General features: G+C 62.9%; 18 protein-coding genes. 11 read left to right on the forward strand and 7 right to left on the reverse strand.

All coding sequences use genetic code 11. From position 1 onward, the window contains the following. Positions 1-305 precede the first annotated feature (305 nt). On the reverse strand, positions 306-1,355 hold the full coding sequence (locus tag NKI54_RS00730; protein ID WP_352690356.1) for a LacI family transcriptional regulator: 1,050 nt from the start codon (positions 1,353-1,355) through the stop codon (positions 306-308). Positions 1,356-1,750: 395 nt separating this feature from the next. On the opposite strand from NKI54_RS00730, the gene NKI54_RS00735 reads away from it, so the two are divergent. From NKI54_RS00735 to NKI54_RS00770, 8 genes are all read left to right on the forward strand, one after another. After that, positions 1,751-2,989 carry an ABC transporter substrate-binding protein gene (locus tag NKI54_RS00735; protein ID WP_352456792.1) on the forward strand — a complete coding sequence of 413 codons (1,239 nt, stop codon included), beginning with the start codon at positions 1,751-1,753 and terminating at the stop codon, positions 2,987-2,989. 107 nt (positions 2,990-3,096) lie between these two features. Then, a complete protein-coding gene (locus NKI54_RS00740; protein ID WP_352456791.1) occupies positions 3,097-3,990 on the forward strand; it encodes a carbohydrate ABC transporter permease in 894 nt (297 codons plus the stop codon). Further along, positions 3,983-4,918, forward strand: a complete 936-nt coding sequence (locus NKI54_RS00745; protein WP_352690360.1) for a carbohydrate ABC transporter permease — start codon at positions 3,983-3,985, stop codon at positions 4,916-4,918. Before NKI54_RS00740 ends, NKI54_RS00745 begins: the two co-directional genes overlap by 8 nt. Before the next feature lie 5 nt (positions 4,919-4,923). Then, a complete protein-coding gene (locus NKI54_RS00750) occupies positions 4,924-6,036 on the forward strand; it encodes an ABC transporter ATP-binding protein (RefSeq protein ID WP_352690363.1) in 1,113 nt (370 codons plus the stop codon). Between the two features lie 86 nt (positions 6,037-6,122). Next, on the forward strand, positions 6,123-6,869 hold the full coding sequence (locus tag NKI54_RS00755; protein WP_023675224.1) for a sugar phosphate isomerase/epimerase family protein: 747 nt from the start codon (positions 6,123-6,125) through the stop codon (positions 6,867-6,869). A gap of 12 nt (positions 6,870-6,881) precedes the next feature. Continuing rightward, positions 6,882-8,030: a Gfo/Idh/MocA family protein gene (locus tag NKI54_RS00760; RefSeq protein WP_352690365.1), complete on the forward strand. Its 1,149-nt coding sequence runs from the start codon at positions 6,882-6,884 to the stop codon at positions 8,028-8,030. 129 nt (positions 8,031-8,159) lie between these two features. Then, entirely contained in the window at positions 8,160-9,206 is a 1,047-nt protein-coding gene (gene mgrA / locus NKI54_RS00765) for an L-glyceraldehyde 3-phosphate reductase (protein ID WP_352690367.1), read from the forward strand. 82 nt (positions 9,207-9,288) lie between these two features. Further along, on the forward strand, positions 9,289-9,981 hold the full coding sequence (locus NKI54_RS00770) for a molybdate ABC transporter substrate-binding protein (protein WP_352568257.1): 693 nt from the start codon (positions 9,289-9,291) through the stop codon (positions 9,979-9,981). 47 nt (positions 9,982-10,028) lie between these two features. Here the strand turns inward: NKI54_RS00770 and NKI54_RS00775 are convergent, their stop codons facing one another. Next, a complete protein-coding gene (locus NKI54_RS00775; RefSeq protein WP_352577436.1) occupies positions 10,029-10,358 on the reverse strand; it encodes a DUF2934 domain-containing protein in 330 nt (109 codons plus the stop codon). A gap of 190 nt (positions 10,359-10,548) precedes the next feature. Here NKI54_RS00775 and NKI54_RS00780 point away from each other — a divergent pair, with 190 nt between their 5' ends. Then, positions 10,549-10,899: a hypothetical protein gene (locus NKI54_RS00780; protein ID WP_023675228.1), complete on the forward strand. Its 351-nt coding sequence runs from the start codon at positions 10,549-10,551 to the stop codon at positions 10,897-10,899. A 67-nt stretch (positions 10,900-10,966) separates the two neighbouring features. On the opposite strand, the gene NKI54_RS00785 is transcribed toward NKI54_RS00780, so the two are convergent. Then, positions 10,967-12,055 carry a S1 family serine peptidase gene (locus tag NKI54_RS00785; RefSeq protein WP_352633783.1) on the reverse strand — a complete coding sequence of 363 codons (1,089 nt, stop codon included), beginning with the start codon at positions 12,053-12,055 and terminating at the stop codon, positions 10,967-10,969. Between the two features lie 391 nt (positions 12,056-12,446). Here NKI54_RS00785 and NKI54_RS00790 point away from each other — a divergent pair, with 391 nt between their 5' ends. Beyond that, positions 12,447-13,529, forward strand: coding sequence for a trypsin-like serine peptidase (locus NKI54_RS00790; protein WP_352456782.1), 1,083 nt, complete (start codon positions 12,447-12,449; stop codon positions 13,527-13,529). Positions 13,530-13,613: 84 nt separating this feature from the next. Here the strand turns inward: NKI54_RS00790 and NKI54_RS00795 are convergent, their stop codons facing one another. The 3 genes from NKI54_RS00795 to NKI54_RS00805 form a co-directional block, all read right to left on the reverse strand. Next, positions 13,614-14,318 (reverse strand): DUF4760 domain-containing protein, encoded by a 705-nt coding sequence (locus NKI54_RS00795; protein WP_352448354.1) that lies wholly within the window; start codon positions 14,316-14,318, stop codon positions 13,614-13,616. Further along, positions 14,315-14,695, reverse strand: a complete 381-nt coding sequence (locus NKI54_RS00800; protein WP_352568253.1) for a hypothetical protein — start codon at positions 14,693-14,695, stop codon at positions 14,315-14,317. Before NKI54_RS00800 ends, NKI54_RS00795 begins: the two co-directional genes overlap by 4 nt. A 102-nt stretch (positions 14,696-14,797) precedes the next feature. Further along, positions 14,798-16,999, reverse strand: coding sequence for a caspase family protein (locus tag NKI54_RS00805; protein WP_352633780.1), 2,202 nt, complete (start codon positions 16,997-16,999; stop codon positions 14,798-14,800). A 211-nt stretch (positions 17,000-17,210) separates the two neighbouring features. Here NKI54_RS00805 and NKI54_RS00810 point away from each other — a divergent pair, with 211 nt between their 5' ends. Then, on the forward strand, positions 17,211-17,615 hold the full coding sequence (locus tag NKI54_RS00810; protein WP_023675234.1) for a Fur family transcriptional regulator: 405 nt from the start codon (positions 17,211-17,213) through the stop codon (positions 17,613-17,615). A 261-nt stretch (positions 17,616-17,876) separates the two neighbouring features. Here the strand turns inward: NKI54_RS00810 and polA are convergent, their stop codons facing one another. After that, positions 17,877-20,825 (reverse strand): DNA polymerase I, encoded by a 2,949-nt coding sequence (gene polA / locus NKI54_RS00815; protein ID WP_352634306.1) that lies wholly within the window; start codon positions 20,823-20,825, stop codon positions 17,877-17,879. Between the last annotated feature and the right edge of the window lie 401 nt (positions 20,826-21,226).

Raw genomic sequence — 21,226 nt, forward strand, 5'->3', positions numbered from 1 at the left:
TCTGCGACGCATAAAAAAGCTGGCTGAATGTCGCCGACTCCGGCCTCAGGCCCAACAACGGGGTCCGTTTGAGGCCAACCCTGGACACTGCCTCATGGGTTCGGTGTTCGCTTTTTCATGCCGCGAATACTAACAGCGGGCAGTCCGCTAATGGAAAGTCGCCGCCCCTGAGCGGTCCTTCCGCTACCGGCCCCAAGGCTGCCAGTCAGCAGCGCGCATTTTGCATTCAAGTGGAATCACTTGGCGCCGCAGAAATGCGGCTAAGACAAATAGATGGAGCCCAGTTCAATCTGAACATATCCCGCTCACGCCGGGCGGCGATAGGCCTGCACTTCGCCCGGCTCGCTCAGGCTCTGCAGGGTGCCGGGGGCGGCGCCGCCGATCCAGCCCAGCACCGAGCGGGCGAGTTCGGCGCCGGCCAGTCGGAAGTTCTCGTTGACGACCAGCAATTCGCTGCGAAACAGGTGCAGAAGCTCCGACGATTGTTTGGACACCACATCGACATCGCGGCCAAGCTTGAGGCCGGCGTCTTCGATGCCGGCGACGATGGCGAGCGTCGCGGCGGCGGCGCTGCTGATGAAACCGTCCGGGCGGCTTTCGCGGCGCATCAGCTGCGCGGTCCGCATTCTGATCTGCTCGATCGAATGATCGATCGAAACGGTGTTGAACGGAATCTCGCTGGCGCCGACCTCGCTCAGCGCATCGGCAAAGCCTGCGAGCGTGTGGCCGTGATAGGTCAGTTCGACCGGCGGCGCCAACAGAGCCAGGCGGCGGCGGCCGAGGCCGGCCAGATGGCGCACTGCCTCGGCTGCGAAAGCATAATTGTCGAAATCATGGTAGGGATGGATCAGCCCCATATCGGTGCGGCCATGCGTGGCAAAGGGGATGCCGCGCTCCAGCATATAGCGGGCCCTCGGATCGTTCGGCTGCGTGCGCGAAATGATGACGCCGTCGGCTGAGCCGGTTTCCACGAGGTAGCGGATCGGGTCGAGCGGATCCTGCGAGCGCGAGTAGGGTGTCACGATCAAGTGATAGGGCGTATCGGCAATGACTTCGGAAACGCCGTAGATGATATCCGAGACAAAGCTCATGATCTCGTGCTCGGTGTTGAGCACCAGGCTGATGACATTGGTCTTGCCGGTGCGCAGGCGGACGCCGGCACGGTTGGGCCGATAACCGATCTGCTTGGCGACAAGCTGGACGCGCCGCCTGGTCTCGGCGCCGATCTCGGGCGCGTCCTTCAGCGCGCGCGACACGGTGGTGACGCCCAGCCCGGTCATGAAGGCAAGCGTCTTCAGTGTCGGCCGGCCCCGGCCCGACGCTTCGTCGGCCTTCTCTTTTTGATGCCTGTTCATTCATCCCGCCCCGTCAGGCGCATAGCAGTTGCCGGGCAGGCCGGCAATCGGCGGGCCGCGGGTACGCCGCGGGCCTTCACCGAATGAGACCGCTATATACTGAAACGTTACAGATTGTCACTGCCGTGGCGATATCACTGGTGACAGGCGCAAAACGAGCGGCACTCCGGTCGGCGCAAAAAACAGCGACAGAAGGGCCTTTTCCGGTTTTCTGGCGTCGCAGCATCAACTTTTTGCAGTGCAACCTCTCCTGTTGCGGTGCGGTAGGTCGGCGGGCCAGGCGATTTTATTCGCGCTTCGAAAAAATTTGATGCCGGATTTGCCTGAGGGGTTGCGCGTCCGAAGCAATTGCCGTATCGAAAATCTGTAACGTTTCAGATTCTGGGAGGAACGAAATGCGATACCAACTCATGACTGCTGCGCTGGCTGCGACGGTCGCGCTGCAATTTGCCGGCCCGGCGGCCGCGACGGATCTGGAAGTCACCCATTGGTGGACCTCCGGCGGCGAGGCGGCAGCGGTCGCCGAACTCGCCAAGGCTTTCGACGCAACCGGCAATCACTGGGTTGACGGCGCCATCGCCGGCTCCGGCGGCACGGCGCGGCCGATCATGATCAGCCGCATCACCGGCGGCGACCCGATGGGCGCGACCCAGTTCAATCACGGCCGGCAGGCGGAAGAATTGGTGCAGGCCGGGCTGATGCGCGACCTCACCGATCTCGCCACCAAGGAAAAGTGGACGGAAATCGTGCAGCCGAAGAGCCTGCTCGACGGCTGTACCCTCGACGGCAAGATCTATTGCGTGCCCGTCAATATCCACTCCTGGCAGTGGCTGTGGCTGTCGAATGCGGCCTTCGAAAAAGCCGGCGTGCCGGTGCCGAAGAACTGGAATGAATATGTCGCTGCGGCGCCCGCGCTTGAAAAGGCAGGCATCCAGCCGCTCGCGGTCGGCGGCCAGCCCTGGCAGGCCTCCGGCGCTTTCGACGTGCTGCTTGCGGCGGTCGGCGGCACCGACGCCTTCCTCAAGGTCTACAAGGACAAGGACGCGGAATTCGCCGCCGGGCCCGAGGTCGCCAAGGTCTTCAAGGCCGCGGACGACGCCCGCAAGATGGCCAAGAACACCAATGTGCAGGACTGGAACCAGGCCACCAATCTGGTCATCACCGGCAAGGCAGGCGGCCAGATCATGGGTGACTGGGCGCAGGGCGAGTTCCAGGTTGCCGGCCAGACCGCCGGCAAGGACTATACTTGCCTTCCGGGCCTCGGTCTCAACGAGGTCATCGCCACCGGCGGCGACGCTTTCTACTTCCCGCTGCTGAAGGACCCCGAAAAATCGAAGGCGCAAGAAGTGCTGGCCCACACGCTGCTCGATCCCAAGACGCAGGTCGCCTTCAATCTCAAGAAAGGTTCGCTGCCGGTGCGCGGCGACGTCGACCTCAAGGCGGCGAACGACTGCATGAAGAAGGGGCTCGAAATTCTCGCCAAGGGCAATGTCATGCCCTGGACCGACCAGCTGCTTTCGCAGGATACGCAGAAGCAGAAGGAGGACCTTTTCTCCGAGTTCTTCGCCAAGCAGGACATGACCGTGGAAGATGCGCAGAAGCGCTTCGCCGCCATTGTCGGTTCGGCCGATTGAGCGATCGACCGACCGCCTCACTCCCGCCCCTGCAAACGCAGGGTCGGGAGCTCGGGTCAAGGCCTCTTGACCCTCCGGCCCTTACCCGATCCAGCGCGGCTGTGCAGATGAGCAAGAGCGAACGCCCTAGCCAACTCTTTCGCAACCTCAATGCGAAGATCGCCTCGATCCCAATGATCCTCACCGCGCTGGTGATCTTTGTCGGCGGCAGCGCGTGGACGGTGCTTTATTCCTTCACCAGTTCGAAGCTCCTGCCACGGCTGAATTTCGTCGGGCTCGACCAGTACTACCGGCTGTGGTCGGTGCCGCGCTGGCTGGTCTCGATCGAGAACCTGCTGATCTACGGCGTGCTGTCGCTGCTGTTCTCGCTGGTCATCGGCTTCCTGCTTGCCGCCCTGCTCGACCAGAAGATCCGGTTCGAAGACACGTTCCGGACCATTTTCCTCTATCCCTTCGCCCTCTCCTTCATCGTCACCGGTCTCGTCTGGCAGTGGTTGCTCAACCCCGAGTTCGGGATCCAGGGAGTGGTGCGCAGCCTCGGCTGGGAGAGCTTCAGCTTCAATCCGCTCTATGATTCCAGCATCGTCATCTACGGCATATTGATCGCCGCTCTCTGGCAGGGCACCGGGCTCATCATGTGCCTGATGCTGGCCGGCCTGCGCGGGATCGACGAGGATATCTGGAAGGCAGCGCGGGTCGACGGGATACCGACCTGGAAGACCTATCTGTTCATCATCATACCGATGATGCGGCCGGTCTTCATCACCACGCTCGTCATCATCGCTGCCGGTATAGTCAAGATCTATGACCTGGTTGTCGCCCAGACCAGCGGCGGGCCCGGCATCGCCTCCGAAGTCCCGGCCAAATATGTCTATGACTACATGTTCTTCGCCCAGAACCTCGGTCAGGGGTTCGCCGCCTCGACCATGATGCTGCTGTCGGTGATCATCGTCATCGTGCCGTGGGCCTATCTTGAGTTTGGAGGCAAGAAGCGTGTCTGACCAAGCCGTTCCATTGCCCGCCATTGCCGGCGCCGGCGGGCTCGAAGCCTACGGGCCGAGCGGGCCGAAGCCGCGGCATATGTTCTCGCGCCGCAACATCTTCCTCTACGGCACGCTCATCGTGGTGGCGCTCTACTATCTTTTGCCGCTCTATGTGATGGTGGTGACGTCGCTCAAAGGCATGCCCGAGATACGCCTCGGCAACATCTTCTCGCCGCCGATGGAGATCACCTTCGAGCCATGGGTCAAGGCCTGGTCGAGCGCCTGCACCGGGCTCAACTGCGACGGGCTGTCGCGTGGCTTCTGGAATTCGGTGCGCATCACCATCCCGTCGGTGATCCTGTCGATCGCGCTCGCCTCGGTGAACGGCTATGCGCTTGCCAACTGGCGCTTCAAAGGTGCCGACACCTTCTTCATCATTCTGATCGTCGGCGCCTTCATCCCCTATCAGGTGATGATCTATCCGATCGTCATCATCCTGCGCGAAGTCGGCCTTTACGGCAGCCTCAGCGGCCTGGTGATCGTCCATTCCATCTTCGGCATGCCGATCCTCACACTGTTGTTCCGCAACTACTTTACCTCCATGCCGGAGGAGCTGTTCCGGGCAGCGCGTGTCGACGGCGCCGGCTTCTGGGGCATTTATTTCCGCATCATGCTGCCGATGTCGCTGCCGATCTTCGTCGTCGCCATCATCCTGCAGGTGACCGGCATCTGGAACGACTTCCTGTTCGGCGTCGTCTACACCCGCCCCGACACCTATCCGATGACGGTGCAGCTCAACAACATCGTCAACTCGGTGCAAGGCGTGAAGGAATACAACGTCAACATGGCAGCCACCATCCTGACCGGCCTGGTGCCGCTGATCGTCTATTTCCTGTCCGGAAAATTGTTTGTGCGCGGCATCGCCGCCGGCGCGGTGAAAGGATGATGGCGATGAACGCAAACGGCAGCATTGCGGCAAACGGCACCAGCGTCTCGATCCAGAACCTGTCGCTGAATTTCGGTGCGGTATCGGTGCTGCAGACGCTCAACCTCGATGTTGCCGAAGGCGAATTCATCGTGCTGCTCGGCCCGTCCGGCTGCGGCAAGTCGACCTTGCTCAACTGCATTGCCGGGCTGCTCGACGTTTCCGAAGGCCGCATCTTCATCAAGGGCAAGAACGTCACCTGGGAAGAGCCCAAGGATCGCGGCATCGGCATGGTGTTCCAGTCCTACGCGCTCTATCCGCAGATGACGGTGGAGAAGAACCTGTCGTTCGGGCTGCGCGTTGCCGGCCTCGCCAAGGACGAGATCGCCAAGCGCATCGCCCGGGCCGCCGAGATCCTGCAGATCGAACCCCTTTTGCATCGCAAGCCGGCGGCGCTGTCCGGCGGCCAGCGCCAGCGCGTGGCGATCGGGCGCGCACTTGTGCGTGACGTCGATGTCTTTCTGTTCGACGAACCGCTCTCCAACCTCGACGCCAAGCTGCGCGCGGAATTGCGCGTCGAAATCAAGCTGCTGCATCGCAAGCTCGAGAACACCATGATCTACGTCACCCACGACCAGATCGAGGCGATGACGCTGGCCGACCGTATCGCCGTGATGAAGGGCGGCGTCATCCAGCAGCTCGATGCGCCGCAGACCATCTATAACCGGCCGGTCAACCGGTTTGTCGCCGGCTTCCTCGGCTCGCCGGCAATGAACTTCCTCGACGGCAGACTGGAGCAAGCGGCAGGCGACTGGCACTTCGTCGCCGAGGATGTGCGGATACCGCTTGCCACCTATGCTTTCGAGAAGGACCCGGTGCCAGGGCCGGCCGTGTTCGGCATCCGCCCCGAGCACGTGGCGTTCAACAGCGGCACGGGATGGCCGTTCGCAGCCACGGCAAATGTCGAGGTCGTCGAGCCCATGGGTTCCGACACGCTGGTCTGGCTGAAGCTCGCCGGCCAGAATTTCACGGTGCGGGTGACAGCCGAGCGCACGCCAAACAACGCCGAGGCGGTCGGCATCGGTTTTGACCCGATGCGCGCCTCGCTTTTCGACGCCGCCACAGGTAACCGCCTCTAGAGCATGATTTAGCCTCCCAAGACTCTTCCACTCCCCAAGACTCATCCCCCCAAAACTAACCATCCACAAGAAAACGGACAGAGACGATGAACTGGTCATTCCAACTTTACAGCGCCCGCAATTTCCAGCCCTGGGAGGGCGTGCTCAAGATGCTGGGGGAGCTTGGTTACAGCCAAGTCGAAGGGTTCGGCGGCGTCTATGACGATCCCAAGGCGTTCCGTGCCGAGCTCGACAAGAACGGGCTCGCCATGCCGACCGGGCATTTCTCGATCGACGCGCTCGAGAAGGATTTCGACGGCGTGCGCAGGACGGCCGACGCGCTCGGCATCACGCTGCTCATCTGCCCGTTCCTGAACGCCGAGTTCAGGCCGGCCGACACAGCCGGCTGGCGCGGCTTCGGCGAACGCCTGGCCAAGGTCGGCGAGACGGCCAGGAAAGCCGGCTATGGCTTTGCCTGGCACAACCATGATTTCGAGTTCAAGGCGCTTGCCGACGGCTCGGTGCCGCAGGACCATATCCTGTCCTCCGCGCCCGACATCGGCTGGGAGATGGACGTCGCCTGGGTGGTGCGCGGCGGCGTCGATCCGCTGCCCTGGATCGAGAAGCACGGCAAGCGCATCGTCGCCGTCCATGTCAAGGACTTGGCCAAGCCGGGCGAGGGCCTCGACGAGGACGGCTGGTCGGATGTCGGCCACGGCACCATCGACTGGCCCGGCCTGATCAAGGCGCTGCGCGCCAAAAGCGCCGCAAAATACTACGTCATGGAACAGGACAATCCCAACGATATCGAGCGCTTCGCCCGCCGCTCGATCGCAGCCGCCAAGACCTATTAGGAGCACACCAGCATGGCAACAAAACTTGGCATCGGCGTCATCGGCTGCGGCAACATCTCGAAGGCGTATTTCTCGCTGGCGCCGCTGTTTCGCGGCATCGAGATGCGCGCCTGCGCCGACATCAACATGGAAGCGGCGAAAGCGCGGGCAAAAGAGTTCAAGCTGCGCGCCGAGACCGTCGAGGGGCTGCTCAAGGCCGACGATATCGACATCATCGTCAACCTGACCATTCCGGCGGTGCATTACGAGGTGTCGAAGCAGATCCTCGATGCCGGCAAGCACGTTTATTCGGAGAAGCCCTTCGTGCTGTCGGTCAAGGAAGGGCTCGACCTGAAGAAACGGGCGGAAAACAAGGGGCTGCGCATCGGCTCGGCCCCCGACACCTTCCTCGGCGGCGCGCACCAGCTTGTCCGCGACCTGATCGACACCGGCAGGCTCGGCAGGATCACCAGCGGCACCTGTCATGTGATGAGCCATGGTATGGAGCACTGGCACCCCAATCCGGACTTCTTCTTCCAGCCGGGCGCCGGGCCGGTGCTCGACATCGGACCCTATTACATTACCAACCTGATCCAGCTGATCGGGCCGGTGAAGCGGGTCGCCGCCTTCGCTTCGATCCCGATGACGGAACGCATCATCAGCTCGAAGCCGCGCGCCGGCGAAAAGATCCCGGTCTCCACGCCGACGACGATCCACGGCGTGCTGGAATTCGAGAACGGCGCCATGGTGACGCTCAACACCAGCTGGGATGTCTGGAGCCATGGCCACGCGCCGATGGAACTCTATGGCGAGGCGGGCACGGTGTTCGTGCCGGATCCGAACTTCTTCGGCGGCGAAGTGCGCTACACCGAAGCCGCCAAACCGGTGAAGAAGCTGCCGAAATGGCCGCATCCGTTCGGCGTGCCCAACGAGATGCATTCGCAAGGCATGATGGCCAACTACCGCACCGCCGGTTTGGCCGACATGGCGATCGCGATCAGGGAAGGCCGGCCGCACCGCTGCTCGATGGACCTGGCGCTGCATGCCGTCGACGTCATGACCGGCCTGTTGCGTTCGGGCGAGACCGGAAAGTTCGTCGCCATGCAGACCAGCTGCGAGCGGCCCGCGGCACTCGGCGTCAAGGCGGCGAAGGAGCTGCTGGCGAAGAAGAAAACCAAGTAGGCGGCGCACCTCCCAAGCACCGCAAAAAGCCTCTCCCCGTTTGCGCGGGGAGAGGCTAAGGGTGGCAAGCTCGACTGCCCCACTGTCGCGGCGGCAGCCGTCGGGCTCGTTTCGATTTGAGGATTTCCCATGCCGTATGTCCCCGCCGAAAACCGCTACGACAGGATGGTCTACAATCGCTGCGGGCGGTCCGGCCTGAAGCTGCCGGCGATCTCGCTTGGGCTGTGGCACAATTTCGGCGACGACACGCCGCATAGAACCAAGCAGGCGATCGCGCGCAAGGCGTTCGATCTCGGCATCACGCATTTCGACCTCGCCAACAATTACGGCCCGCCGCCCGGCTCGGCGGAGCAGGCGTTCGGTGAGATCCTGCGGACGGACTTTACCGGTTATCGCGACGAGCTGATCATCTCGACCAAGGCCGGCTACGAAATGTGGGCAGGACCTTATGGCGAATGGGGCAGCCGCAAATATGTCCTGGCCAGCCTCGACCAGAGCCTGAAGCGGATGGGGCTCGACTATGTCGACATCTTCTATTCCCACCGCTTCGACCCCGACACCCCGCTGGAAGAGACGATGGGCGCGCTCGATCACGCGGTGCGCTCGGGCAAGGCGCTCTATGCCGGCATTTCCTCCTATAATTCCCAGCGCACCCGCGAGGCCGCCGACATATTGAAGCAGCTCGGCACGCCTTGTGTGATCCATCAGCCGAGCTATTCGATGCTCAACCGCTGGGTCGAGGATGATGGCCTGCTCGATACGCTGGAGGGGCTTGGTGTCGGCTCGATCGTGTTCTCGCCGCTGGCGCAAGGCATGCTGACCGACAAATATCTCGGCGGCATCCCCGATGGCAGCCGCGCCAGCCAGGGCAAGTCGCTGCGCCCGGCATTCATCAACGACAAGTCGATCGCCAATATCGAGGCGCTGAACGTCATCGCCCGTCGCCGCGGCCAGACGCTGGCGCAGATGGCGCTGGCCTGGGTGCTGCGCAGGGGCAGGGTGACGTCGGCGCTGATCGGCGCCAGCCGGCCGGAACAGGTCGAGGATTGCGTCGGCGCGCTTGAGGCGCTCGACTTCAGCGATGCAGAGCTCGCCGAGATCGACAGCTTTGCCCGCGAGTCGGACATCAATCTCTGGGCGGCATCGGCCGAGCGCAAGGGTCCGCCAAGGAAGTAGGCGACTTCGGCATCTGGTCGCCGAATGAAGGCTTAGATACGCATTCCAAGGAAGGTCGTTACGATCGATTCGGGGTTAGGCCATGAATCAGGAAATCCGGCTTTTTGGCGCCATTGCGGTCCGCCCCGCCGTCGTTGCGCTCATACCTCGGTTCGAAGCGGCCACGGGATTCACAGTTGCGGTCAAGTGGGAGCTCAATCCGACCGTAAAGAAGCAGATTGAGGCTGGGGAAGCTTTTGACCTCGTCATCACCAATCCGAACCTGGTTCAGGATCTGGCTGCCTTGGGAAAGGTCAAGGCGGGGAGCCAGGTAGCGTTCGGCCGGATAGCAATGGGGGTGGCGGCCAAGGCTGGCAGTCGACCGCTCGACATCGGGTCCGTGGAAGCATTCGAACAGGCGTTGAAGAGCGCCAGATCGATCGCCTACGCCAGTGAAGGAACCAGCGGTGGCTACTTCTCCGGTTTGCTGGAACGTTTGGGGATAGCGGATGAGGTGAAGCCCAAGCTGGTGGCCATACCAGGAGGGCAGACAGCGCCGGCCGTGGGACGTGGGGAAGCCGAGTTGGGGGTCGTTCCCGTGACTTCGATTCTCGCGGCCGCTCCCGAGGTCATGCTTGTCGGTCGGTTTCCGGAAGAACTCCAGAGTTACGTTGACTTCGCCATTGGCATCAGCGCCGATTCAACGGACGCAGAAGCTGCCAAGCAGCTGTCGGAATTTCTGATGTCGGCAGCCGTTGATGACATCCTGGCGGCAAAGGGTGTCGAGCGCCGCTAAAAGCGTGCTTGATAAGCAGCGCTGGGAATCCCCTTCTCAAACACGCTCTAACCTTCGGCTGCCTTGAGGTTCCGCGCGGCTTCCTCGAGCGTCGCTCTGTCGTTGCCAAGCCTGTCGATCAGCTCTTGCGCCTGATCACCGGTTATCCCGGTGCGCATCGCCAGTGCCTCGACCGTCAGAACGTCGGAACTGGCGATCGTTCCAGTGGGACCGTGCTCGGCCGCGCCATCATCTGCGGGCACCGTTGTCGCGTCGTCGAGGTCAAGCTCATGTTTCGCCTGCTGCCAATGACGCTCATGTGCGCCGTGCGGGCGGCCCTCGCGCACCCAGATTTCATAGGCTCGCTGCCGAATTTTTTCATGCCGATCGTCGTCCATGGCGGTTCCTCCCTTGTGGCGTTTTCACCAACGCGGGGAGCGCCGGAACGATCCGATGTTGATGCCGAATTCGCAGACATGCCGGACAAAAGCCGGTTTCTCACCGAACAAACACCGGACATACGCGTTTTGCGGAGGAACCTGCACAGTGGGCCGGCCGTTGAGCCGAGCCTGAGCAAAGGAGATTACAATGGCCGACGAACCGAACGAATCCGCAGCACCGAAGATGACTCAACGTGAAGCTCAGGAAGCCCTGGAGAAGCAGGTCGCGCAGCTGAGGCGCGAGATCAACAAGATCAACCGAACCTTGGCCGAACGCGCGGAAGAGGCGATTGAGGACGCCGGCGATTGGTATGGCAACGCTGCTGAGCGCGCCTCGCGGACGGCACAAGCCCTGCGCAACAGGGCGCAGACAGTGTCCGGGGTTGTCCAGGAGAATCCCGGCACAATATCGTCCGCCTTCATACTCGGAGCGGCCGTAGGGGCGCTACTGGGCCTCGCCTTGGCCGCCACAGACCAGCGCCGCGATCGCTGGTTCTAGTCCCAACCTAAGGTTGCGGGCCGAAACGGCGGGATTGCTCCCGCCGTCATTCAGCAAATGACACCGGTCAGGGCGTGGCGGGCTTCTGCGCCGTGCCGAGGGCTTTGGGCGCTGCCGGCGCTGCCGTCTTCATCTTCTCTTCGATCCAGCCGGTGTAATTGGCCAGCCGCGTGTAGATGCCGTAGGCGTTCTTGTGGCCGCAGGCGGTGCTGCCGTCGGCCGGACCTTCGCCCCAGCTGACGACGCCGACCTGCACCGGGCCATCGGCGCCGGTCATGAATAGCGGTCCGCCGCTGTCGCCGTTGCAGGCGTCGTGCTCGCCGCTTGCGGTGCCGGCGCAGATCATGTTGCCGGTCAGCGGATCGGCCATGTCAGCTGCAATCGCGTTGGCGGCCGCCTCGATGCCCCTTTCCGAGTAACGCATGCGGCGGGCGAGCTCGCCGAGCGCTGCCTTCAAATCATGCGCATAAATCGCCTTGATGCCGCTGTTGCAGGTTGCGTTCGGCTGGAGGTCCAGGTCGGCGACCATCAGCGCGGTGGGAAACGCTCCGTCCTGCATCTTGCCCCAACCGGTGACCGTCGTCTTACCGGTGTCCGGTGTCGGCTCACGGGCAATTTTGATGGTCGGAGCATCGGCCGGCTCGGCCAGCCGGATCAAGCCGAGATCGTTGTCCAGCGTCTGCTCGCTATAGCCCTCGTTGACGATGATCTCCGCCGCCTTGTAGCGCTTGCCCTCGCTGAGATCGGTGGCGCCGGTGAGCACGGTGACCATATCAGGCGAAATCGGCTCGCCGTCGTCATTGAGGCAGTGCGCCGCCGTCAGCACCCATTGCGGCGCGATCAGGCTGCCGCCGCAGAACTGCGCATTCGCCTGCGAGGCCGGGCTTTTGTCCAGTCTGTTGGTGGTCAACAATGCCACCTGGAACGGGTAAGCGCCCTTCTCGGCCTCTTTGCCGCCGTAGACGCGATCGGCGCCGTCGGGGTTCTCCGCCTTGGCCTTGGCCCTGGCCTCGGCCACGCGTTTCATCGGCGAGATCGCCGCCTCCGGCCGCGCGGCCGCGTCCGTGGCATGAACGGAATTGACGGCCGGCAAGGCCGCCGCGATGCCGAGCAGTGCGGCGGCGGCAATCGGTCTGAACCTATGGATGATCTTCACCTCGAACCCCCTGAGACGATGTTCCCGACAGGTCAGTCGCCGACGCATGATCCACTGAAATGGAACCGGCCGGTGAGATCATGCTCCACGGCGAAGCATGATCCGTCACAAAGCCGAGCACCATTTCTGCTAGTCGTGCTGTCGAGCCAAACCCGCCCAAAATCCTATAGCCCCCCACGGGCTATGTGGAAGCAATTTGTCGTTGCCAATGTTGGATTATTTTAGGCAGTATACCGTTGCAGGCATTTTTGGCGGGGACCTAAACTGGCTGCACTGAATAATGGCCCGGTAAAGGCACCGGTAACCAATTTCATTTTTCTGCGCCACCACGATCTCGACAATATTTCTGTATCTTGATCCAGTCCTTGCTGACTTTTGGGAGAGTCTCACCATGACAAAACTGACACAGTGCATTATTGCGTCCGCGTTGCTTTCCACCGCAATGTGGGCGGTTCCTGCCTTGGCAGCCGATCCAGGTTCCGCCAATGCCGGCAACGGCGAAAGCATGCGGGATGTGACATCGGGCGATTACAAGCCTGGCCGGGCGAAACCGATCGCCCCGCCGAAACTGACCGAGGACGAGGCCAACCGCGCCGCGCCGCTCACCGACGAAGCAACGGCCGTCAAATCCTATGGCATCGTCGGCCGCTCCGCCGATGGCAAGGACATCAAGATCGATCCGAACGAGACGCTGAAGGACCTTGTCATCAAGGAAATGAACGCGCCCGCCGAGGGACAGAAGTCCGAGAATTCCGGGCTGAGCGGAGGCGAAGAGGCCGGCCGCCAGGTGTTCGGGACGGACGACCGGGAGCAGATCAAGAATACCAAAACCTACCCGTTCACCGCGATCGGCTACCTCGAAGGCAAATCGAAGAGCGGCAGCTATGGCAGCTGCTCGGCGACGCTGATCGGCCCGCGCACGGTGCTCACCGCGGCGCACTGCCTCTACAGCCACGAAGACAAGGCCTGGCTGGACGATATCCTGTTCGTGCCGGCTCTCAACGGCAAGACTGCCGACGACGCACCGTTCGGCGCCTTCACCTATGAAAGCGCCTATATCGTCCAGGGCTTCATCGACAATTACCAGGGCTTTTACGGCTCGGTCGTGCCATGGGATCTCGGCATCGTCACCTTGAAGCAGGATGTCGGCACCAACCTCGGCTGGCTGGGCTATGCCAATTATGTGGATCTCGGCGATTTCACCGCCAACATCGTCGGCTATCCCGGCGACAAGCCGATGGGCACGATGTGGAAGGCGACCTGCGAAGTGCTCGCCGAACACATCGCCACCGAGTATTTCCAGTACGACTGCGACACGTATCCAGGATCGAGCGGCAGCTCGGTCTATGCCTACGACAATGGCTCCAAGCAGCGCGTCATCACCGGCGTGAACGTGGCCGAGAGCCCGGATGCCAATACCGCCGTGCGCCTGAACGCCATCAACGTCCAGTGGATCAACAGCCTGTACAAATAGGCTTGCAGAATTTCGGCCGCGATCGTCGCGGAAAACCTGCCGGCGGCGGAGCATTTCCGTCGCCGGCTTCGCATTTTTCGGGGATTATCTGGACTGGGCCGAGGGTGGCGCCTGGCGGACATAGTTCTCGATCGGCTGGGCGAAAGTCGGTGAACCGGCCTTGCGCTCCTTGTCGATATAGCCGGCAAAATAGCTCCAGAAGGAAGCGGCATAGTCGCGGAAATAGGAGTCGGCGACCTCACGCGAGCACAGCCTGCCTTCGACGCAGAAGGAAAGGCGGTTGAGGAAATAGACGATGCGGTCGAAATTGTCGCTGAACTCGGCAAGCGGCATGTCGCCGCCGGTTGCGCTCATCGCTTCGATGCCGATGCGCTGTCTGAACACCTGTTCCTCGGTCGGCGTCGGATTGGCACTGAGCAGATTGCCGTATTTGGCGTTGAGCGCCGCCAGGCGTTGCTTGAGGGCCCGTTGCGCCTGCTGGTAATCCTTGCTTTCCCAGAGCTCGACCAGCGACATCGTTTGCTCGACGCGCTTCTGCTCCTGGTTCGCCAGGAACTGGTAGACCGAAAAGATCAAGGTGAAGATGATCGCCAGGCGCACCAGCAATCCGGACCAGGCATAGACGAGCATGCGCCAGTCGCGATCGGTGAACGGGTTCGCCTCCTTCTTGACCTCGTGATTGCTCACCCACGGCAGGCCTTCGACGGTTTCCGGCAGCGACACCGGCTTCTTTTGCGGTACCGGCGCCGTCACTGCCTGCTGCGTTGCGTTGCCCCCCGCTTTCGTCATCCGCAGCTGTCCAGTTCTATGGTGGCGGACGGGTCGAGCACGATGCCCGGCGCCTCCAGCTTCTTCTTCAGGCAATCCAGCTGCGTGCGCGAAACGATGAACTGCACGTCAGGCGCCACCTGCGCCTTGCTCGGCGACGGCAATGGTTCGACCACGCCGCGCGAGGCGCAGCTGCTGAGATCGACGACAACGGCGGTGTTGCCGGTTTTGGCGATCCGGTCGTACTGGTCGAGAAAGCAGCTCGCCAGTTCGGAGTTGATGACGACCTCCTTGGCGCAGAGGCCGCAAGCCTCGTCCGCCGAAGCATTGGCGGCCAGCAACAGCCCGGCGACAAGGCCGGCGGTTGTTGCGCGCCACGAAAATACGATCCTGTTCACGAACGCCCTCATCCGTTCCGTTCGGCCGCCGGCAGCGGCGGTCGAAGAATGTTCATTATCAGCCGATTAGGCAAGAGGCCCGGCCGGGCACCTGACCCCGCCTCAGGCGCGCGGCACCGTCTCCATCGGGAAGATCATCACGGCGCCCTTCGATCCCTTGTCGTCGGTGAGCCGCATGGCCGAACGCGTCGCCGGCGCCATGCTGATATCGGCCAGCATGTCGGCGAAGCTTGGCTGTCCCAGTCCGCGCGTTACCGAGACAACCCCCTCTTGCGCCAGGAAGCTCAGATCCTGCTTCTCGCTCTGCGGCGGCGCCTCGGTCAAGACGGCGATCATCCGCTCCATGCCGAAGCTGGTGTCGGTGAATTTGAACAGGCCTTCCTCGAGCACGGCGCCTTCGGTCAGGCGCTCGGCAAGAAAATGCTGGATGGAATAGTCGGAGCCGACGTAGAGCACGTTGATGTCGACCAGGTTGGTCGAACCGTTCCTGGCCAGTACGTGGACCTGATCGTCGGGCGAAACACGCGGCACCGTCGACGGTTCGATCGGCTGCAGCGTGTCGCTGTCAAAACGCTTGATCCGGAACTCGACGCTGACCTCTTCCGGCCGATAATCGGAAGCGGCGGCCAGCCTCGACAGGCCGATGGCGCGGAAGATTTTCGTCAGATTCCCTGCGGCGGCCTCGATCAACTTTTCGCGGCCGTCCGGATGAATGACGATCAACGGCGGCTTGTTGCCGTCCTTGAGCGTCATGTCGCCCGAAGCCGGCAGGAACCACAGCGCCGGCGCGTCGGTGGCATCTTCTGCGGCGCCGGCAATGGCGTTCTCGCGCAGCACTGCGAGACGCAGATCTGCGCTCCTGCCCGGCTCGACCAGCGCGATGTGGAACCCTGAGCTCTCCCTGGCCGCCAGTTCGTCGAGAACCGAGTTCGCCAGCGCGGCCTCTTTCTCGAGGCCTTTGGCCGCTGCCGGCCGCGCGACCACGAGCTTGTAGTCGACGGCGAGCTCGGCCAGCCGCGCATAGGCATTGGCGGGGATGTCGGCCAGCTTGAGCGCCGGCTTGCCGCCGAACTCGACCGGCTTGACCCGGCTTTCCAGGTTTTTCGCCGACTGCACCTGGAGATAGCCAAGCGCCTCGGACAGCGGCGACAGCGCCGACGGCAATATTGCGAGCCTGCTGCCCGGGGTGAGGCGATGCAGCAGTCCGGCGCCGATCGTGGCTTTGTCGTTCTCGATGACGATCGGCCATTGCATGACCGCGTCGGTCTTGTCGGTGCCGAAGACGCGGGCGTCGAGTTCCCCTTCGAACAGCGGCGTCGGCCGGGTGCGGCCGTCCGCCGAATATTGCTGCAGCACGGCCTGGCCGAGCTGGCGGTAGGTGATGTTGGGGTTCTCGGCCAGTTTCGACAGGATGGTGAAGGTGAACAGCCCGAAACGCGGTGCATCGGCCGTGCCCTTGGGCAGCGGCATCTCGGGCGTCGTCTCCACCGTCTGCGCCGCGTAGAAGGCGACCAATTTGCCCTTGGTGGTCGGCTCGGCGCCGGTCGGCGTCAGCTTGAAGGCCGGCTTGCGCTGCCCGTCCTCGTCAAAGCCGCGCGGCGCGGCCGACGCAATCTCGTCATAGGCTTTCACCGCAGCCGCCCTGGCAGCGTCGTCGCCGCCGACCAGATCGGCGAACTCGACCTTGCGTTCCAACTCGTCGTCGACCTCGGCGGCGCGCGTCGCAGTGCCGGAATGGCAGCAGTCGAACACGGCCCAGATAAAGGCGCCCTTGTCGCGAATAGCGTCGAGCGCGGTGCCGATCTCGTTGTCGACCAGCGCATTGGGCACGCCCTTTTCGCGGTTCACCCATTTGTCGATGTCGGACGGCAAGAAAATCTCGTCGAGGCCGTCCGTCTCGTCGCCCTTGTTCGCTGCCGGCTGCTGCGCGCCGTGACCGGACAAATGCAGGTAGACGAAATCGTCGCGCTGGACCTTGGCGGCAAGATCGGCCAACGCCGCCTTGATCGCCGCATGTGTCGGCGGTCCGTTGGCGCCTTCGACATCCTTGGCGAGCAGCGTGACGTTTTCGGCCAGGAATTTTACCGGCGCGGGCGTGTTCCCCAGGAGGTAATCGCGCACCAAGCCGGCATCGTTTTTCGGTCCGATCAGCCAGTTTTTCTTCGGCAGGTTCGGGTAATCGGTGCAGGCAACAAGCAGCGCATGGTAGGTGCGCGCCGCTGCGAATGCCCGAAACGGCACCAGGCCGGCAGCGGCCAGCGCGGACGTGCCGGCAAGCAGCGTCCGCCGCGTCACTTTGATCATGATTGCTTCCCCAAGCCCGATCGAATTTCCAAGCACGGCCAGCCTGGCCGAGGATTTTGTCAGTATTTTGAATATGGCGCCGCCGGCCAGCCGACCACCGGCTGCGAATAGAAACAGTAGCAAAAATGGCAGTTCGTCGCTATCTCAGTGGAAGAGGTCCGACTGCTTGCGAAATGGCAGCGATCGGCACGGAGCGGCTTGGAACAGGATCATGGCGGCAAGGGATGTACTGACGAAGAACCAGCTTTGCGTTCTCGAGAAGCTCGAGGCCGCCAGCGGCCCGCTCAGCGCCTATACGTTGCTCGACCAACTGCGCGAGCGCGGTTTTCGCGCGCCGCTGCAGGTCTACCGGGCGCTCGACACGCTGGTGAAATCCGGCTTCGTGCACAGGCTCGAAAGCCTCAATTCCTTCGTCGCCTGTGCCGAGCCGCACGACCACAGCCATTCGATGACGGCGTTTGCCATCTGCGACACCTGCGGCCAGGTGACTGAGTTCTCCGACCACGATGTCGGACACCGGCTCGACGAATGGGTACGCTCGACCGGCTTCGCCGCCAAGAAGGCGGTGATCGAATTCCGCGGGACTTGTGCGAAGTGTTTGGCCGAGGCGGCTTGAAGCCCTGTTAGGCCGCGACATAGCGGTGGCGACCCTTTTGATGTCGGCGGGACAGCGCCCCCCTCTGTCCTGCCGGACATCTCCCCCACACGGGGGGAGATCGGCCATTATCCCCGTTTTCGCCGATCTCCAACGGTGCAAGATGGTATGCAGCGCCGAAGCTGCCAATCTCCCCCCTCGTGGGGGAGATGTCCGGCAGGACAGAGGGGGGCGCGAAAGATCGCTACAGATCGCAATTGGTCGGCCGCGGACGTCCGCACGCTAATGCGCCTCTTCCCAGTTGTTGGCGGCGCGGGCGTCGACGTGCAGCGGCACCGACATCGACACCGCCGGCATGGCGGCGTTCTCCATGACGTGGCACACGACCGGGATCGTCGCCTCGACCTCGGCTTCGACGGTCTCGAAAACCAGCTCGTCATGCACCTGCAGCAGCATGCGGGCAGAAAGCCTGGCTTTTTCCAGCGCCTCGTCCATACGGATCATGGCGCGGCGGATGATGTCGGCGGCGGTGCCCTGCAGGCGTGCGTTGATCGAGGCGCGCTCGTTGAACGCCCGGACCGAAGGATTTGACGATCTGATTTCCGGATAGTGGATGCGGCGGCCGAAAATGGTCTCGACGAAGCCGTGCTCGCGGGCATAGGCCTTGGTCGCATCGATATAGTCGCGGATGCCGGGGAAGCGCTCGAAATATTTCTTGATGTAGTCGCCGGCTTCCTCGCGCGCGATCGACAGCTGGTTGGCGAGGCCAAAGGCCGAAATGCCGTAGATGATGCCGAAATTGATCGCCTTGGCACGGCGGCGCACTTCCGAAGGCATGCCCTCGACCGGCACGTTGAACATTTCAGACGCGGTGATGGCGTGGATGTCGGCGCCATCGGCGAAGGCCTGCTTGAGCTGCGGGATTTCGGCGACGTGGGCCAGCACGCGCAATTCGATCTGGCTGTAGTCGGCGGAAACCAGCTTGTTGCCCTTGTCGGCGATGAAGGCCGTCCTGATCTTTCGCCCCTCCACGGTGCGTACCGGAATGTTCTGCAGATTGGGATCCGAGGACGACAGCCGTCCGGTCGTCGTCGCGGCAAGCGCGTAGGAGGTGTGGACGCGCTTGGTGTCGGGATGGATGAAGCCGGGCAGCGCATCGGTATAGGTCGATTTCAGCTTGGTCAGCTGGCGCCAGTCGACGATCTTACGCGGCAATTCGTGGCCTTCGGCGGCGAGGTCTTCGAGAAGCTGCGCCGAGGTCGACCACTGGCCGGTCTTGGTTTTAGAACCGCCGGGCAGACCCATCCTGCCGAACAGGATGTCGCCGAGCTGTTTTGGCGAGCCGATGTTGATGCGTTCGCCGACCAGCTGGTAGATCTCGTCCTCGAGCCGTGCGGCACCCTGTGCCAGTTCTCCGGAGAGCCGCGACAGGATCTGCCGGTCGACGGAGATGCCGCGCTGCTCCATCCGTGCCAGGACCGGCACCAACGGCCGTTCAAGCCGTTCATAGACCGAGACCAGGCCCTTGGCGGCAAGCCGTGGCTTCAGCACCTGCCAGAGCCTGAGCGCGACGTCGGCGTGCTCGGCCCCGTAAGCCGTCGCCTTGCCGAGGTCGGCCTGATCGAGGCCGACGAAGCTTCTTCCCGAACCGGCCAGTTCCTTCAGCGGAATGGTCGCGTGGCCGAGCCATTTATCGGCCAGCGCCTCCAGGCCATGGCCACCATGAGTGCCGGCCTCAAGCACGTAGGAGATCAGCATGGTGTCGTCATAGGGGCCGATCTCGATGTCGTGACGGCTCATGACGACAAGGCGGTATTTCATGTCGTGCACGATCTTGAGGACGGATTTGTCCTCGAGCAGCGGCTTGAGCAACGCCAGCGCGTCGCGGACCGGGATCTGGTTTTCGACCGCGCCGCCGCCGAGCAGGTCGCCATTGCCGTTTTTATGGGCGAGCGGCACATAGGCGGCATGGCCGGGCGCGACGGCCATGGCAAGGCCGATCAGTTCGGCCCGCATCGGATCGGGCGAGGAGGCTTTAACGTCGAAGGCGACGATGCCTCTCTCCATCGCCTCGGCGATCCAGACCTTCAGCGTCGCGGCGTCGCGGATGCAGGCGTAGGCGCTGGTGTCGATCTTGCGGGCGGTGGCAGCCTCCAGGCGAAGCGCCGAAAGCAGGGATGGGGTGTCGCCTTGCTTGGCTGCTGCCGGGGCTTCGAGTGCCGCTTCGTCCGACGGCGGTGCGCTCTCGGCGGCCGCGGGCAGGCCAAAACCCATATCCGGGCCATGCGCGGTATCGGCACGCTCTATGGTGACGGGGGTGGCTGGAACGTCGCCCGCGTCGGTTCCCGTCGCTTCGGCCACGCGGCGGGTCAGCGTCGAGAATTCCATGGTCTTGAGAAAGCCGATCAGCCTTGGGCCGTCCGGCGCGTGCAACACGAACTCGTCGAGCCCCCCGGTCAGCGGCACGTCGTTCTTCAGCGTCACCAGGTCACGCGAGATGCGCGCCTTGTCGGCATTGGCGATGATCGATTCGCGCCGCTTGTCCTGCTTGATCTCGCCGGCGCGGGCGAGCAGCGTGTCGAGGTCGCCGAACTGTTCGAGCAATTGCGCTGCCGTCTTCGGCCCGATGCCGGGCACGCCCGGCACATTGTCGACCGAATCGCCGGTCAGCGCCTGCAGGTCGATCATTTTTTGTGGCGGCACACCCCATTTCTCGATCACCTCGGGAACGCCGATCTGGCGGTCCTTCATCGGGTCGTACATGGCAACCGTTGGGCCGACCAGTTGCATCAGATCCTTGTCGGAAGAGATGATGGTGGTGTCGGCGCCGGCTTCGCAGGCAAGCCGGCAATAGGTGGCGATCAAATCGTCGGCCTCGTAGCCTTCCGTCTCAAGGCATGGCAGGTTGAAGGCCCTGGTCGCCTGGCGGATCAGGCCGAATTGCGGGATCAAATCTTCCGGCGGCGCCGAGCGGTTGGCCTTGTATTCGGGGTAGAGGTCGTTGCGGAAGGTCTTCGACGAATAGTCGAAAATCACGGCGAAATGCGTCGGCACGATGCCGACATCGGTGTTGCGGGCGTCCTGCGTCAGCTTCCAGACCATGTTGCAGAAGCCGAGCACGGCACTGGTCGGCAGCCCGTCGGACTTGCGGGACAGCGGCGGGAGCGCGTGATAGGCACGGAAGATGTAACCGGAGCCGTCGACAAGGAAGAGATGATCGCCTTTTTTCATGGCACGAGGGATAGCGCGGCGCAGCGCCGCGGTCCATGCCAAAGGCGGCTTCCGCCAAGGGTTCCGGCAACACCCTGACAAATGGCGTGCGAGCTTGGCCTGCCATGGCGGCCTGGCCGGAGCTTTGTTCGCTCACGCCTATGTTACAAAAGTGTAATTTTTGTGCCCTTGAATCGCCACGTTCGCAGACACAGATAAACGCCATCGGCAGTTTTCGCCGAAGTCCGGAGCAAGGCCCGTCCCCCGCCTATCCCGGACACTTGCGGCAGCCTATCCCCCCTCTCCGGGCTGCCGCATCGTTTCGAGTAAGGCCGCCGTGGTTCCCCCTCCACCACGGCGGCATTTTTTTGCCTTTCGACAAGATCCTGCCTTGTGGCCTAACGGTCGCGGGCTTTCCGTTT

The organism is Mesorhizobium sp. M0663, assembly GCF_040320585.1.
GTDB lineage: Bacteria > Pseudomonadota > Alphaproteobacteria > Rhizobiales > Rhizobiaceae > Mesorhizobium.